This is a genomic window from Methylobacterium sp. E-065 (genome assembly GCF_022829605.1).
Classification (GTDB): domain Bacteria; phylum Pseudomonadota; class Alphaproteobacteria; order Rhizobiales; family Beijerinckiaceae; genus Methylobacterium.
This window is the reverse complement of record NZ_JAKSYD010000128.1, coordinates 91183-105689: the sequence shown is the minus strand read 5'-3', so window position 1 is coordinate 105689 and position 14507 is coordinate 91183. Positions and strand designations below refer to the sequence as shown.

15 protein-coding genes and 1 tRNA gene are annotated in these 14507 nt (G+C 68.9%); 4 read left to right on the top strand and 12 right to left on the bottom strand.

What is annotated here, in order from left to right:
* Window positions 1–410: 410 nt before the first annotated feature.
* Window positions 411–569: a hypothetical protein gene (locus tag MKK84_RS17980; RefSeq protein ID WP_243922076.1), complete on the bottom strand. Its 159-nt coding sequence runs from the start codon at window positions 567–569 to the stop codon at window positions 411–413.
* A gap of 253 nt (window positions 570–822) precedes the next feature.
* On the opposite strand from MKK84_RS17980, the gene MKK84_RS17975 reads away from it, so the two are divergent.
* Window positions 823–1074: a hypothetical protein gene (locus tag MKK84_RS17975; protein WP_243922074.1), complete on the top strand. Its 252-nt coding sequence runs from the start codon at window positions 823–825 to the stop codon at window positions 1072–1074.
* A 117-nt stretch (window positions 1075–1191) separates the two neighbouring features.
* Here the strand turns inward: MKK84_RS17975 and MKK84_RS17970 are convergent, their stop codons facing one another.
* Window positions 1192–1353, bottom strand: coding sequence for a YqaE/Pmp3 family membrane protein (locus tag MKK84_RS17970; RefSeq protein ID WP_243922072.1), 162 nt, complete (start codon window positions 1351–1353; stop codon window positions 1192–1194).
* A 253-nt stretch (window positions 1354–1606) separates the two neighbouring features.
* On the opposite strand from MKK84_RS17970, the gene MKK84_RS17965 reads away from it, so the two are divergent.
* Together MKK84_RS17965 and MKK84_RS17960 are read left to right on the top strand one after the other, a co-directional pair.
* The gene (locus MKK84_RS17965) at window positions 1607–2083 is read left to right on the top strand and encodes a hypothetical protein (RefSeq protein ID WP_243922070.1); all 477 of its coding nucleotides are present in this window, start codon (window positions 1607–1609) and stop codon (window positions 2081–2083) included.
* A 114-nt stretch (window positions 2084–2197) separates the two neighbouring features.
* Window positions 2198–2917 (top strand): hypothetical protein, encoded by a 720-nt coding sequence (locus MKK84_RS17960; protein WP_243922068.1) that lies wholly within the window; start codon window positions 2198–2200, stop codon window positions 2915–2917.
* Window positions 2918–2954: 37 nt separating this feature from the next.
* Here MKK84_RS17960 and MKK84_RS17955 read toward each other — a convergent pair whose 3' ends face one another.
* From MKK84_RS17955 to tsaE, 5 genes are all read right to left on the bottom strand, one after another.
* On the bottom strand, window positions 2955–3509 hold the full coding sequence (locus MKK84_RS17955; RefSeq protein WP_243922066.1) for a PAS domain-containing protein: 555 nt from the start codon (window positions 3507–3509) through the stop codon (window positions 2955–2957).
* On the bottom strand, window positions 3506–3757 hold the full coding sequence (locus tag MKK84_RS17950) for a hypothetical protein (RefSeq protein ID WP_243922065.1): 252 nt from the start codon (window positions 3755–3757) through the stop codon (window positions 3506–3508). Before MKK84_RS17950 ends, MKK84_RS17955 begins: the two co-directional genes overlap by 4 nt.
* Before the next feature lie 575 nt (window positions 3758–4332).
* A tRNA-Arg gene (locus MKK84_RS17945) sits at window positions 4333–4409 on the bottom strand.
* Window positions 4410–4522: 113 nt separating this feature from the next.
* Window positions 4523–5275 (bottom strand): nucleotidyltransferase family protein, encoded by a 753-nt coding sequence (locus MKK84_RS17940; RefSeq protein WP_243922064.1) that lies wholly within the window; start codon window positions 5273–5275, stop codon window positions 4523–4525.
* A gap of 18 nt (window positions 5276–5293) precedes the next feature.
* Window positions 5294–6910 carry a tRNA (adenosine(37)-N6)-threonylcarbamoyltransferase complex ATPase subunit type 1 TsaE gene (gene tsaE, locus MKK84_RS17935; RefSeq protein WP_243922062.1) on the bottom strand — a complete coding sequence of 539 codons (1617 nt, stop codon included), beginning with the start codon at window positions 6908–6910 and terminating at the stop codon, window positions 5294–5296.
* 193 nt (window positions 6911–7103) lie between these two features.
* On the opposite strand from tsaE, the gene cynS reads away from it, so the two are divergent.
* Window positions 7104–7592, top strand: coding sequence for a cyanase (cynS, locus tag MKK84_RS17930; RefSeq protein WP_243922060.1), 489 nt, complete (start codon window positions 7104–7106; stop codon window positions 7590–7592).
* 333 nt (window positions 7593–7925) lie between these two features.
* Here the strand turns inward: cynS and MKK84_RS17925 are convergent, their stop codons facing one another.
* From MKK84_RS17925 to MKK84_RS17905, 5 genes are all read right to left on the bottom strand, one after another.
* A complete protein-coding gene (locus MKK84_RS17925; RefSeq protein ID WP_243922058.1) occupies window positions 7926–11195 on the bottom strand; it encodes an efflux RND transporter permease subunit in 3270 nt (1089 codons plus the stop codon).
* Window positions 11196–11428: 233 nt separating this feature from the next.
* On the bottom strand, window positions 11429–11863 hold the full coding sequence (locus MKK84_RS17920; RefSeq protein ID WP_243922055.1) for a tellurite resistance TerB family protein: 435 nt from the start codon (window positions 11861–11863) through the stop codon (window positions 11429–11431).
* Window positions 11864–11946: 83 nt separating this feature from the next.
* On the bottom strand, window positions 11947–12147 hold the full coding sequence (locus MKK84_RS17915) for a DUF3606 domain-containing protein (RefSeq protein ID WP_243922053.1): 201 nt from the start codon (window positions 12145–12147) through the stop codon (window positions 11947–11949).
* 74 nt (window positions 12148–12221) lie between these two features.
* Window positions 12222–12440: a YbdD/YjiX family protein gene (locus tag MKK84_RS17910; RefSeq protein ID WP_243922051.1), complete on the bottom strand. Its 219-nt coding sequence runs from the start codon at window positions 12438–12440 to the stop codon at window positions 12222–12224.
* 5 nt (window positions 12441–12445) lie between these two features.
* Window positions 12446–14506, bottom strand: coding sequence for a carbon starvation CstA family protein (locus MKK84_RS17905; RefSeq protein ID WP_243922049.1), 2061 nt, complete (start codon window positions 14504–14506; stop codon window positions 12446–12448).
* Window position 14507 lies beyond the last annotated feature (1 nt).

The following is a 14507-nucleotide window of genomic DNA, read 5'->3' as shown; positions in this document are numbered from 1 at the left end:
GCCCTGTGCGGGAGTCTTTGGCATGGATCGGCTTGGGGCGGCGACATCCGCACCGAGGCGCGGGGCGCTTGGCTGTTTGATCGGATTGTGACCACCGGCGGCGTGGCCCTGTTCAGGCAAGGGCCAACCTCCTCCGCAGAGGGGGAGGGTAATGCGCGTTGCCGACCAGCCCTATCCGACGACGTTCTGAAAATCCGCAAGCTCGCACGGGAGTAGGATCGGTCGCGCTTTCTACCCCGTCCGCAAGCGACGGTCGTTGACCCTGTCCAAGGACAATCGAACCCGGCTCGCCATCTCTGTTTCTGACCAGGTCTTTGTGCCGGCGCACCCTGCGGGTCGGTTGGGAGCCACGTCAGGGCAAGCCACACCGACCCATCCTTCGGACAGGACGCGCTGTCGGCGCCCGGTTGCTATCGGAACAGGGGTAGCCCCGCGCCGATGATGACGAGGCCGAGCATGATCAGGCCGCCGCCTGCGCCTTCGAACGTCGCCTGTCGGACCGAGCGTTGCGGCGCCATGCCGGCCAATGTCACGCCTGAGAGCAAGCAGATCGCACTGAGCAGGGCCATGGCGTCGAAGGCTCCGGCGCCCGAGGGACGCTCATGACAACATCGAGCCGCCAAGCATGCGGACGGACCGTTAAGAAATCCCTTTGCGGATCGGTCGCGGACCGTCCCCCGCCGGCGGGCGGTTCTCGACCCTCACGCCCGCGGACATCGACCTGAGCCGAGGCCCGTATCGTCACGCGATCCTGGGCCCGGGTTAACGCGCTGTTAACCACGTCCCCGTTCCCTGGCCTGAGCACTTCAGGTGGATGAATCCATGGCCGACTTCGATCTTCGTACCGCCTTCGCCCAATTGTGTGCCGACATGCCTGCGGGCGATACGGACGAGGCCGCCTACGAAGAGACCCTCAGTATTGCGGTTCAGCGCCTCAGCCGCCGGACCGGCGGTCATCGCGTCGATCTCACGACGCGTCCCTTGTCGAACATCGGATCGACGGAGCCGGACTGTCCCTTCCTGATCTCGGTCGCGGCCCTGCCGATCGGCCGTCCGCACCACAGCCCCTACTGAATCAGGCCGTCCACGACGGCGCCGTGGCGCCTCCGACAGGGCCGGACCGAACCGCGCGGCCCCACATCTTCGGTTCACCGCGATGCCGAGGCGGCGCACGCCTCGGCGGAGCGCGTGTCAGGCAGTTTCCCGCCGCGTGACGACGAGCGCCCAGATCGTCGCCGGGATCCACCCGATGATCGTCACGTGTAGGATGATGCAGAGAATGCCCTGAAGCACCTTCCCGCGCAGGAACATCGCAAGCCACGGCGCGAGGAAGCAGATGATGATCATGATCATGGGTCGAAACGCTCCTTTGTCAGCGACATAGGCGCCCGGCTCACGTCCGGTAGCCCCTCCCGTTCAACCGCGAGTGGGTACGGCCCCGGAGGACCTTCTTCGGACATCAGCGCGCCAGCAGGCCCCTGGCGTGCCTCCGTGCGAGACCCGCAGCCGGCAGATCGGACCGCCACGCGCCGTGATGTCGGCGGGGACGGCCGCGACGGCGTATCTCGGCAGGAACCATAAGATCGGGCCGGCCGTTGCTGGCGCCATGACCCATCACGTTGCCCTTGCCGGTTCCGTCCTTGCCGGCGTGGCGCTCTGGGCAGGGGTCTATGTCGCCCTCCTGCCGACGCGCGGGTCCGATCCAGCCGAGCCCCGTACCGTCAGCGCGGTCACGCGCGTATCATCCGCAGTATCCGCTGCCGATCGCGATGAGCTGTCGCCCGGTCCGCGGCGTTGGGCCGATCTGCCCCGCGAGACGGCCAAGCGCTCGAGCGTCCTGCCGGTCGATATCGATGCGCCGTCCGCGGCCAGTCTGCCGGATGTCGGCGCCCAGCAGGCGGATCTGCCGACACGTCAGCGCGGCCGCGCGCGGATCCGAGCGGCCGCCCTTCGCGACAGCCCCCTCGCACGGCACCTCACCCGGCCACACAGCACCCGATCCGCCCGCGCATTCGTGCGGGCCCGTTTCCGGCGCGTCAGGGAGCCGATCCAGTTCAGCTTGGCCACGCGATCGTCCTCCTGACTCCCCGACCGGAGGTTTTGGGCGGCCACGCGGCGTGGAACCATATCGCGCGCTGCGCCGTAACAGCCCCGCTGCGTTCCTGCGACCTCTGTGCAACCTGTAAAGCGAGGGTGGATGCGTCGTCTCGTACGCGCGATCATGGCCATCAGTCTGATCGCGGGCGACGCCGCTCAGGCCGCGTCCCTGACCGAGATGCCCGGCGACACACGGGGCGGGAGCTGGCCGGTGGTGAGCGACCAAGCCCGGCTCAGGGACCTCGTCGATCGGGACGCGCAGACGTGGCGGCGCATCTCCGCCTCCATCTGCCGGGGATGCGGCGCGCCGCCACCGGCGCTGGACATCGTCCGGTCCAACCCGTTGCCCGTGCGGGCGCCGCGTGAGGCGGTCGCGGCGGCCTCCGTCCCGGAGGCCGCGCCCGCACGCCCCACCCTGCGGCCGGTTTCACTCCACAGCGCCGACCTGCCGACGCATGACGCGACCCGCGGACGTAGCGTGCGCTCGGACCCCACTCCTGTACGCCTGACCGCACGGGCGCGGCGCTACGCCCGGACCGCGCGCTTGCGCGTCCTACGCCAACACAGACGCCTGGCGCTCCTCCGGGCCCAGCGGAGACACGATGCCCGGCTTGCGGCCGAGAGGCGTGAGGCCGCCGCGTATCGGTTGAAGCGTGCGGGTCCGGGGGCTGGCTTCCTCAGGCTGGCGGAGAATCAGACCGGTGGCGACCGTCGCCGGGTGCCGCTGCCGCCTCAACGACCCGATACGCTGTGTGCCGATGACCGCGCGCTGGCCACGGCCCGGATACGGCCGGTTTCGACCTGCACCCTCACTCCGTAACGATCCGGGTTACGCGGCCTCGGCTCGCTCCGTCGCGTCAGTGAAAGGCGGCCTGGGCCGGCCCCGCCAGCTCGGCACGCGCGAGCTCGATTCCGACCTCGTGCAGCAACCGCTCGATGAGGGGGCGCAGACGCCCCGCGGATGCGGGCTCGACGAGGGTGTGAGCCATGAGGAGATGATCCGCCATGGCCTCCAGCATGGAACTCGGCGGCGGCGCCGGATGCACCGGAGGCGGCACGAAACTCCCGAGCGAACCGGAGGCCATCATCTCCGCGGCGGGATCTTCGGCCATCGGTGTGATCGATCCGAGGAAGCCCAGGAAGGTCCGGTTCGGCGGGCCGAAGGACGGTACCGCCCCGGCGGCGACCCACATGGCCCGGCCATCGGGCGCAAGCATCCGGTAGCGCAGGTTGAAGGCGCTCTGCGCCTGAATGGCGGACTCGACGGTTCTGCGGGCGATGTCGCGATCCTCCGGATGCACGACCCGAGCCCAGCCGAACCCCACGGCGTCCTCCAGGGACTGTCTGGTAAAGTCGGTCCATTCCGGGCTGATAAAGGTCGCCCGTCCCTGCGCATTCGTCACGAAGATCATGGGCGGATCACGCCGGAGCGCTCCGACGCCACCCCGCGCGCAAAGGCCAGGATCCTCTGGCGGTCCGCGTGGTCGGTCAGACTCTCCCAGATCCGCAACAGCTCACCCTGATCGGCGAACTCGGATCCCGATGCGCCCTCACAGCGGAACACGGTCTCCGGCCGGCCCAGCGCTTCGGCGATGCGTCTGATCATGCGCTCACGCGGCGGCGGATAGGGGGCGATCCGTTCAGGCGCAGTCTCCGGCAAGGAATGCCCCTCCACGATCCATGGCGCATGCGATCCCACCCAGACGCACTACCCAAAGGTGTATTGAACCGTTGGCCCGACTTCAATGTAGAAGAATATACAATCCATAATCGACATCATGCGACGCAGGCGCGTCATCGCAAGCATGGCCGCGCCACCGGCTGGTCCACAACGGCGGCTCGGATGCGTCGCACCAGTGCGGGCGGGGCTTGCGTGGCCAGGGTCAAGACAGGCAGCGGTCGCCCGCGCGCCGGCAGCATCCACGGATTCGCAGGTGCTCCCGCCCAGGGATGAGGGCCCGGAATGTTCGTCCTGCGAGCCTAGCCTTGGCCGTGTACAGCCGTCGCGCACCCCGTGACCGACGCGGCCGACCGACACTACGCTGACGGTGACGCGACACGACCACCGCTGGCACCCGGTCCAGCGTGTTCTCGTGCTGGATGCAAGCTCTGAACGATGAGGTCGAACACGACGCGAGTCACATCAGAGAACGTCGATGCCGACCCGCATACCGGCCCTGTCAGCCGCGCCGGCAGCGTTCTGCTTGAACAGGTTCAAGTTGAGAAATGTAGAAATGGCGCGCCCGAAAGGATTCGAACCTCTGACCCCCAGATTCGTAGTCTGGTGCTCTATCCAGCTGAGCTACGGGCGCCTGACACGGCGGCGGGGTCTTGGCCCGCCGGTGTGAAGGGGCTTCTAGAGGCTCCAATCGGGCTTGGCAAGACGGTCCGGACGACGAGTTTGCAACAACGGGTCCTGCGGTCCTCAAAGAACCCGGGCGCTCGCCTTCACCCGCTCCTCCGCGGCCCGGATCGCGTCCGGCGTGCCGACATGCAACCACTGGCCGTCGAGGCGCATGCCGAACAGCCGCCCCGCCGCGATCGCCCGGTCGAACAGCAGGTTCAGCGAGAACGCGCCCGCGGGCGTGTCGACGAACAGCCCCGGCCTCAGGATCGCCACCCCCGCGTAGATGAAGGGCGCCACGACGCGCTCGCCGCGGCGCTCCAGGCGCCCGTCCGCGGCCATCACGAAGTCGCCCGCACCCTCGTAGCCGAGGCTGGTGGTGGTGGGGGCGACCAGAAGCAGCCCGTCCATGCGCTGCGCGTCCCAGGTCTCGATCAGTCGGCGCAGGTTGGAGGCCGGCCCCTCCAGCCAGAACGAATCCGAGTTCAGAACCGCGAACGGCGCCTCCCCGAGGAGCGGCAGCGCCTTGCGGATGCCCCCGCCGGTCTCCAGGAGCGCCGCGCGCTCGTCCGAGACGATCGTGGCCGGGCCTGCGCTCGGTCCCTCGGCCCGGCGGGCGAGATGGCCCTCGATCAGGTCGGCGAGATAGTGGACGTTCACCACGGCCGTGCCGATCCCGGCCTCCGCGACCCGGTCGAGGGCGTGGTCGAGGAGCGCCCTGCCGGCCACTTCCACCAGGGGTTTGGGCACCGTGGCGGTCACCGGCCGCATGCGCTTGCCCAGGCCCGCGGCCAGGACGAAGGCGCGGCTGACGGCTGGCTCGAGCTCGCTCATGCGGAAGGGATCCGATGGTCAGGGTTCGGGGGCGGGGGCGACGAGGCCCGGAAGGTGCTCCGCGTGCCACGCCCGCAGCCCGGCGAGCGCCGGATGGGCGAGGTTGCGGGTGAGATAGCCCTCGATCCGCGGCAGGTGGGCGAGATAGCCGGGCTTGCCGTCGCGCCGGTCGAGGCGCGCGAAGATGCCGAGGATCTTGGTGGCGCGCTGCGCGGCGAGCAGCGCGTAGGCGGTCGCGAAGGCGCCGACATCGAAGGCCGGGTCCCGGCCGCGCCGCTCCCGCGCGTAGAGGCCGAGCAGCCGCAGCTCGAACTCGGCGCTGGCATCGACCCGGGCATCCTGCAGCAGCGAGGCGACGTCGTAGGCCGGGTGGCCCATCACGGCGTCCTGGAAGTCGATCAGCCCGACCCGCTCCAGCCCGTCGCGCTCCGGCAGCCAGATCAGGTTGGGCGAGTGATAGTCGCGCAAAGTCCAGGTCGGCCGGTCGGGGATCGCCCCCTGGAGCGCGGCCCGCCACAGATCCACGAAGTCCGCGCGTGCCTGCGCCGACAGGGTGACGTCCCGGATCGCCGGGGCGTACCAGTCGGGCATCAGCTCCGTTTCGAACAGCAGCGCGTCGGTATCGTAGGGCGGCAGGACGTGGTCGATCCCCTCCACCACCGGCAGGGCCGCGGGCAGCGGGGTGGCGTGGAGCCTGGCCAGCAGCCGCACCGCCTCGGCGTAGCGCTCGGGCCGCGGCGTGCCGGCCTCGACCACCGGCTCGCTGCCGAGATCCTCCAGGATCAGCAGGCCCTCGGCGAGATCCTCGCCGTAGATCTTCGGCGCCGAGAAGCCCAGCGCCCGCAGGCCCCGGTCGAGGGCCACGAAGGCGTGGACGCTCTCGGCCAGATGCACGATCGCGCTGTAGGGCTTGCCGTCGCGCACCGGCGGACCGTCGGGCCGGGGCGGCGCGATCATCAGCACCGCGCTGGTGCCGTCGGGCTTGGTCAGGCGCTCGTAGGCACGGGACGAGGCGTCGCCCTGCATCAGCACGCGCTCGGCGATGTCCCAGCCGCTGCGGTCGAGGAGGCGCCGCACCGCCCGGGCCCGGTCGAGGCGGGCGCGCATGCCCCCCGAGCCGTCGATCCGGGCGAGCCGCGCCCCGGGGCCGAATTCCGCCCGCAGGGACAGGTCGATGGTGAGCACCGGCCCGTCGCGGGGCGGCATCCGCTCGGGCCACTCGACCAGGGTGATGGCCTCGTCGGCCATCTCGTCGAAGCCGAGTTCCACCAGCTCGTCGGCGTCGCGCAGGCGGTAGAGGTCGGCGTGGATGATCGGCCGCCCGTCCCGGGCGGTGTAGGGCTGGATCAGCGTGAAGGTCGGGCTCGGCACCTCCAGGCGCGGATCGCCGGTGAGTTCCCGGATGATCGCCCGCGCCAGCGTGGTCTTGCCGCCGCCCAGGCCCCCGGAGAGCGCCACGACGTCCCCCGGGAGCAGGAGCTCCGACAGGAACAGACCGAGATCCTCGGTGGCGGGCTCCTCCGGCAGCACGAATTCCCACGGTGCCGGCAGCGCGGATGCGCCCTCCGGCCCGCCGGTCCCCTGCCCGTCCCGATCGTCTCCGCCCAAAGCCGCCTCCGAGACCCGAAGACGCATGGTCCGAAAACACGCTCCGGATGCAAGGGTTTCCGGCCGGGGTTGTGCGCTTCCCGTCCATCCGGTGCACCGAAAGCACGCTCCGGCGCCTTCCGCCGCCCCGATTGGCATACGGCTTGCCGAGGGGGCGCGGCCGCACCGCCGGCCGGCCCTCATGCCGGAACCGGCCGAACCATCAGTCAAGGAGGAAACGATGAAGCGTCAGGACCTGACCGAGAAGCTTCTCGACATTAAGCGCGAGAAAGGCTGGAGCTGGAAGCACATCCACGAGGAGATCGGCGGCCTGTCGCCGTTCCTGATCACGGCGGCCTGCATGGGCCAGATGAAGCTGCCCAAGGCCCAGGCCAAGCGGGCGGCCGAGCTGTTCGGCCTCACCGCGGCCGAGGAGCGGATGCTGAACGAGGCGCCCTACCGCGGCTCGATCGCGTCGATGCCGCCCACCGACCCGCTGATCTACCGGTTCTACGAGCTGGTGATGGTCTACGGCACGACCTTCAAGGAGCTGATCCAGGAGGAGTTCGGCGACGGCATCATGTCGGCGATCGACTTCAACATGGAGATGGCCCGGGAGGCCAACAACAAGGGCGACCGGGTGAAGCTCACCATGTCGGGCAAGTTCCTGCCGTACAAGTATTACGGCAACGACGACGACACGCCGGAATATGGGTTCAAGGAGGGCTGAGCAGTTTAGGGGGGGCTGTACCTCCCCCTTCTGCGGGCTTGCGGGCTTGCGGATCACACAACGCGTTCAGCCACGGGGTTTCCGTATGGAACGCGGGTCCCCTCTCCTGAAGGGAGAGGGACAGGGTGAGGGGTAGGACGTGTCCGGATCAGGCGCTCCCTGGGACACGCCGCGAGGGTGCGCTCAATCCTGAGCGTTCTCGTCCCTCACCCCAACCCTCTCCCGCTCGGGAGAGGGAGCCCGTCGCGCTCTGCGGTCGGAGGCGGTCTCCACCAGAAATCTGTCACCATCGTACCTCTGGGGAAGAGAGAGACGCGTGGACGCCGCGGCGCCTCACATGGCCGGCTGCCCCTCCCCCTCCAGGTAATCCTGCACCGGCTGCGCGGGCCCGCTCCGCATCAGCACGTAGAGGAACGGCACCAGCAGCAGCGTCGCGGGGGTCGCGAAGGCGATGCCGCCCATCACGGCCCGCGCGAGCGCCGCGTTCTGCTCGCCGCCCTCGCCCGTGCCGAGCGCCATCGGGATCAGCCCGAAGAACATCGCCGAGGCGGTCATCAGCACCGGCCGCAGCCGGGTCTCGCCCGCGGTGATCGCCGCCTCCTGGGCGCTGCAGTTCGTCGCCTCCCGATGCTCCTTGGCGAAGGTGACGAGCAGGATCGAGTTCGCCGAGGCGATGCCGACCGACATGATCGCCCCGAAGATCGACGGGATCGAGAAGGCCGTGCCGGTGATGAACAGCGCAAAGGTGATGCCGCAGAACGCCATGGGCAGCGCCGCGATCACCACGAAGGGGTCGCCCCAGCTCTGGTAGTTCACGGCCATCAGCAGGTAGACGGCGATCAGCGCGATGCCGAGGCCGATCTCCAGGCGGAAGAAGGCCGAACGCATGTTCTCGATCTGGCCGCGGACCGCGATCTTGTCGGGCGCTTCCAGGTTCTTCTGCTCGTCCTGCACGATCGCGTCGATGTCGCGCGCCACCGAGCCGAGGTCCCGGTCCTGCACCGAGGCGAAGATGTCGAAGGTCGGCTGGATGTTGACGTGGCTGATCATGGTCTGCGTCGGCATCCGGCGCAGATCCGCGAGGCTGGAGAGCAGCGTCAGCACGCCGGGGCCGGAGCCCGAGGTCGCCGCCGCGCGGACGAACATCGGCGTGTTGCGCAGGTCGGTGAGCGAGCTGTTGCGGTACTCGGGCGTCTGCACCCAGAGCTGATAGGGGATGCCGGTCTTCGGATCGGGCCAGAAGTTCGGCGTCACCTGATAGCTGCCCGACAGCGAGATGTTCATGTTCTGCGCCACCTGCTGCTCGGTGAGCCCGAGTTCGGAGGCGAGGCGCCGGTCGACATCGACGTAGAATTGCGGCTCGTTGACGATCTGCTGCAGGTGGACGTCGACGAGGCCCTTGGTGTGCTTCAGCCGCTGGACGATGCGCTGGGCGACCTCCAGATCCTTCTCCTTGTGCCGGCCGGAGACCTGCACGTCGATCGGCGTGATGACGCCGAAATTCAGGATCTGGGTGATCATGTCGGCGGGCTGGAAATACGCGATCACGTCGGGGAAGCGCTTCATCAGCACCGCCCGCAGGCGCTTCGTGTAGCCCGCCACCGAGCCGTGGCCCTCCTTGAGGCTGATCAGCATCTGGCCGTCGTTGTAGGAGACGAACGAGCCGTCCGAGAACGCGAAATTGTAGTTGATCGACGGCAGGCCGATATTATCGAGGATCTGCTCGATCTCGCCCGCCGGGATCACCTCGCGGACCGTGTCCTCGATCTGCGCGAAGACCTGCTGCGTGGTCTCGATGCGCATGCCGGTGCGCGTGCGCAGATGCAGGGTCATCTGGCTCGCCTCGATCTGCGGGAAGTAATCCTCGCCCACGAAGGCGAACAGCACGCCGGTCATCCCGAGTACGCCGCCGACGACGCCCACGGTGACGATCCGGTGGCGCAGCACCGCGTGCAGCAGGCCGACATAGCCCCGGTGGAACCGCGTGAAGCCGCGCTCGAAGCCGGCATGGATGCGGCCGGCCAGCCGCATCACGGGGGCGCCGATCAGGCCGACGGCGCGCGCGATCCGGCCCCGGCGGGGCGGCTCGTGCTGGTCCCGATCCTTGGCGTGCTTCTGCCGATATTCGGGCGCCACGATCACGTCGATCAGCAGCGGCACCAGGGTCCGTGACAGCAGGTAGGAGGTCAGCATCGCGAACACGACCGCGAGCGCCTGCGGGGTGAACAGGTACTTCGGCGTGTCGGTGAGCGCGAACACCGCCGTGAAGGCCGCGCAGATCGACAGGGTCGAGATCAGGGCGGGCTTGGCGATGCCGGCCGCCCCGTGGACCACGCTCTCGCGGAACTCCTCGCCCTCCTCGAACAGCCGGTAGGTGTTCTCGATCGCCACGGTGGCGTCGTCCACCAGGATGCCGACCGCGAGCGCCAGCCCGCCCAGCGTCATGACGTTGATGGTCTCGCCGAGCGCCGCCAGCACGGCGAGCGAGGTCATCACGCAGAGCGGGATCGAGATCAGCACGATGACGGTCGAGCGCCACGAGCCGAGGAACAGCAGGATCGCGAGGCCGGTCAGCGCCGCCGCGGTCAGCGCCTCGTGCAGCACGCCCTCGATGGCGTTCGAGACGAAGACCGACTGATCGAACAGCTGCTGGATCGACAGGCCCTCGGGTGCCGCGGCCCGGATCGTCGGCATCGCCGCCTTGACGTTGTTGACGACGTTCAGCGTCGAGGCGGTGCCGTTCTTGATCACCTGCATCAGCACGGCCTGCTTGCCGTCCGCGCTCACCACGTTGATCTGCGGGGGCCCGCCGTCGCGGACATAGGCGACGTCGCGCACCAGCACGGGCTGTCCGGCCACGATCTTGATCGGCGCGAGGTTGAGGGTCTCGATCGAGGGCGGGGTGGCGTTGAGCTGGACCGGATACTGCTGCTCGCCGATCTTGGTGAGCCCGGACGGCACCGTCAGGTTCTGGGCCGTCATGGCGTTGGTGACGTCGAGCGGCGTCAGGCCGAGTGCCTGGAGGGCGTTGAGGTCGAGATCGACCATGATCTGCCGGGGCGCACCGCCGAACGGGGCCGGCAGGGTCGAGCCCGGAACCTGCGCCAGCGTCTGGCGGATCCGGTACTGGGCGTAATCGTAGACCTCGTTGAGGCTCTGCTTGGCCGAGGTCAGGGCGAGCTGAATCACCGGCACCGAGGAGGCGGAGTAGCGCACGATCACGGGCGGCTGCGTGCCGGTGGGCATCACGGCGCGGATCGAATTGGTCGACGACACCACCTGGGCGATGGCAAGGTCGATACTGACGGTCGGGTCGAAGTAGATGCGCTGCACCGCCGTGCCCTGGAGCGTGGTCGACTCCATGCGGCGGATGTTGTTGACGTTGTTGGAGATGCCGTATTCGGCGTAGGTGGTGATCCGCTGTTCCATCTCCGGCGCCGACAGGCCGGTATAGGTCCAGACCACCACGACGACCGGGATGTCGACGACCGGCAGCACGTCCTTGGGGGTGACCACGATGGCGCCGATGCCGCCGAGCATCATCAGCACCGCGAGCACGTAAGTCGTGATCCGGAACTTGAGGGCGTAGAGGACGAGGCCCATGCGGTCTCCGCCGGCCGGCGCGGGGCCGGCAACTCCGCGTTGTGTACCGGTGAGCCGTTACACCCGGACTGTTTCGCTATCACGTCCGGGTAGGCAAGGAGCGGGCCGCGTCGCCGCAGGGGACGCGGCCTTATGGCAACGCGTCAACCCACCCACGTCAGATGAGGGCGTGGGCGGGTCGGAGAAATCTCGGCGTGCGGTCGCCGTGATAGCCGGGACGGCGTACCGCCAGATCAGCGCAGCAAGGCCGACTTATCGACTTGCAGAGCCCCGGCGATTTCATCGAGTGCCTTGTGCTCGACCGCGCTGATGCCGTCGATGTCGGCCACGTCGGCGCCGATCAGGAACACGTCCTGGCGCTGTTCGATCGGCCGCTCCGCGATGGCGCCGATGAGGCGCAGGTTCTCCAGCCGGCCGGCCCGGGTCTTGGCCCGGGCGATCGCCTCGTAGAGTTCCTGCTCGACCCGCAGGGTGTCGTAGGATTTCTCGAGGATCGGGTTCGCGCGGATCCCGGTGATCGCCGATTCGATCTCCTCCTCGGCGACATCGCCATCCGCCACGATGACGTTGGCGGCCGACGAGACCGCCGCCAGCAGAAAGACGGCATCGCCCGCGTACGACATGATCGTGCGGCCGAACCGAAGGATGGCGTCTTGGAAAATGCTCATGCCGATTCCCGTCCGGTCGGAGATGGCGGATATTGTGGCCGCCGAGTCAAGATGCGGCCGAGCTTGCCCGGGGGATGCCGGGGTCAGGTGGCGGGTTCATGCCCCGGCCAGTCCCGTCCGAGATGGGCCGCCACCCGGGCCGGATCGTCGCCGACCTCCGCCACGGCCGCCTCGACCTGCTCCACGGGCACCATGAACCGGCGCGCCCAGTAGGCCCGCTCCCAGGCATGGCCGACGTTCACGGCCCGGGGCTCGATCGGATCCTGCTCGCTCTCGTCGGCCATCGGCCCTCCGCCTCGCACGCGGGCCGTGCGGCCCCCGGCGTGACAAACGCCGGCCGGGGCCGATCGGGTCCCGCTCAGCAGCAGCGGAAACCCGATGTGTTGCCGACCCCGAAGCGGGCGTTCTCGCGATTGCGAAAGAACTCCACCTCGGTCATCGGCGCCCGGTCGGGATGGGTGCGGCGGATGTGGTCGGCATAGACCGCGTAATCCCCCTGCCCCACCATCAGCCGGGCGCCGTCGCAGACGCATTTGGACAGCGTCCTGAGCCGGGCGCGCAGGTTCGGCTGCTGCATGAGCCCTACTCCGCCGGGACCAGGCGCGGCTCGGTCTCCAGCGCGGTCCAGCGATCGGCCCGCCACGCCTTGAGGCAGGCCGCGATGCCGAAGCCCGCGATGGCCACGACGAGGCAGATGAACAGCGCCGCCAGCACCGCGTCGATCCGGTCGTTGAGGATGATCTGGCTCATCTGGTCGGCATTCTTGGCCGGCGCCAGGATCTTGCCCTCGGCGGCGGCCCCGGCATAGCGCTCGGCATGGGCCAGGAACCCGATCTTCGGATCGGCGGAGAAGATCTTCTGCCAACCGGCCGTCAGGGTGCACAGGCACAGCCACGCGGTCGGGATGATGGTCACGAACGCGTAGCGCTCGCGCTTCATCTTGAAGATCACCACCGTGCACAAAGTCAGCGCCACCGCGGCCAGCATCTGGTTCGAGATGCCGAACAGCGGCCACAGGGTGTTGATGCCGCCCAGCGGGTCGGTCACGCCTTGGTACAGGAAGTAGCCCCAGGCGCCGACCGAGATCGCGGTCGCCGCGATGCTCGGCCCCCACGAGGTGGTGTTCTTGAACGATGGCACCGCCAGCGCCACGAGATCCTGCACCATGAACCGGCAGGCGCGGGTGCCCGCATCCACCGCGGTGAGGATGAACAGGGCCTCGAACAGGATGGCGAAATGGTACCAGAAGGCCATCATCGCCTTGCCGCCGATGGCCGACGAGATGATGTGGGCCATGCCGACCGCCAGCGTCGGCGCGCCGCCGGCGCGGGAGATGATCGTGTGCTCGCCGACGTCTGCGGCAGTCTGCGCGATCACCTCCGGCGTCGTGGCGAAGCCGAGCTTGGTCACGGCGGCGGCGGCCGTTTCCGGCGTGGTGCCGATGAGCGCCGCGGGCGAGTTCATGGTGAAGTACACGCCCGGGTCGATCACGCAGGCTGAGACCAGCGCCATGATCGCCACGAAGGATTCCATCAGCATGCCGCCGTAGCCGATGAAGCGGGCATCGGCCTCGCTGGCGATCAGCTTCGGGGTGGTGCCCGACGAGATCAGGGCGTGGAAGCCCGAGACCGCGCCGCACGCGATGGTGATGAACAGGAACGGGAACAGGCTGCCCGCCCAGACCGGGCCGGTGCCGTCCACGAACTTGGTGACAGCCGGCATCTGCATGTGCGGCGCGACGACCGCGATGCCGAGGGCCAGCCCGACGATGGTGCCGATCTTGAGGAAGGTCGAGAGGTAGTCGCGCGGAGCGAGCAGCAGCCAGACCGGCAGGATCGACGCCACGAAGCCGTAGCCGATCAGCATCCAGCAGAGCTGCGGGCCCGTGAAGGTGAAGGCCGGGCCCCAGACCGGGCTCGCCGCCACCGAGCCGCCGGCCATGATCGCCAGCATCAGCAGGACGAAGCCGAGGATCGAGACCTCGCCGATCTTGCCCGGGCGGATGGTGCGCGAATAGACGCCCATCAGCATGGCGATCGGGATCGTCGACATCACCGTGAAGGTGCCCCAGGGGCTCTCGGCCAGCGCCTTGACGACGATCAGCGCCAGCACGGCGAGCAGGATCACCATGATCAGGAAGGTGCCGAACAGGGCGATGATCCCGGGAATCGTGCCGAGTTCGGCCCGGATCAGCTCGCCGAGCGACCGGCCGTCCCGGCGCATCGACACGAACAGGACCATGAAGTCCTGCACGGCGCCGGCCAGGACCACGCCGGCCAGGATCCACAGCATGCCCGGCAGGTAGCCCATCTGGGCGGCCAGAACCGGGCCGACCAGCGGGCCGGCCCCGGCGATCGCCGCGAAATGGTGGCCGAACAGGACGCCGCGGTTGGTGGGGACGTAGTCGAGCCCGTCATTGTGGCGCACGGCGGGCGTGACCCGTTTCGGATCGAGCCGCATCACCTTGTCGGCGATGAATTGGGAGTAATACCGGTAGGCGATCAGGTAGACGCAGACTGCCGCGACCACGATCCAGAGGGCGTTGATCGTCTCGCCCCGCTGGGTCGCCACGATCGCTAGCGCGGCGGCGCCGAGCGCCCCTATCAGGGCCCAGGGCCCATGCCTGCCGAGCGCCGTACCCATG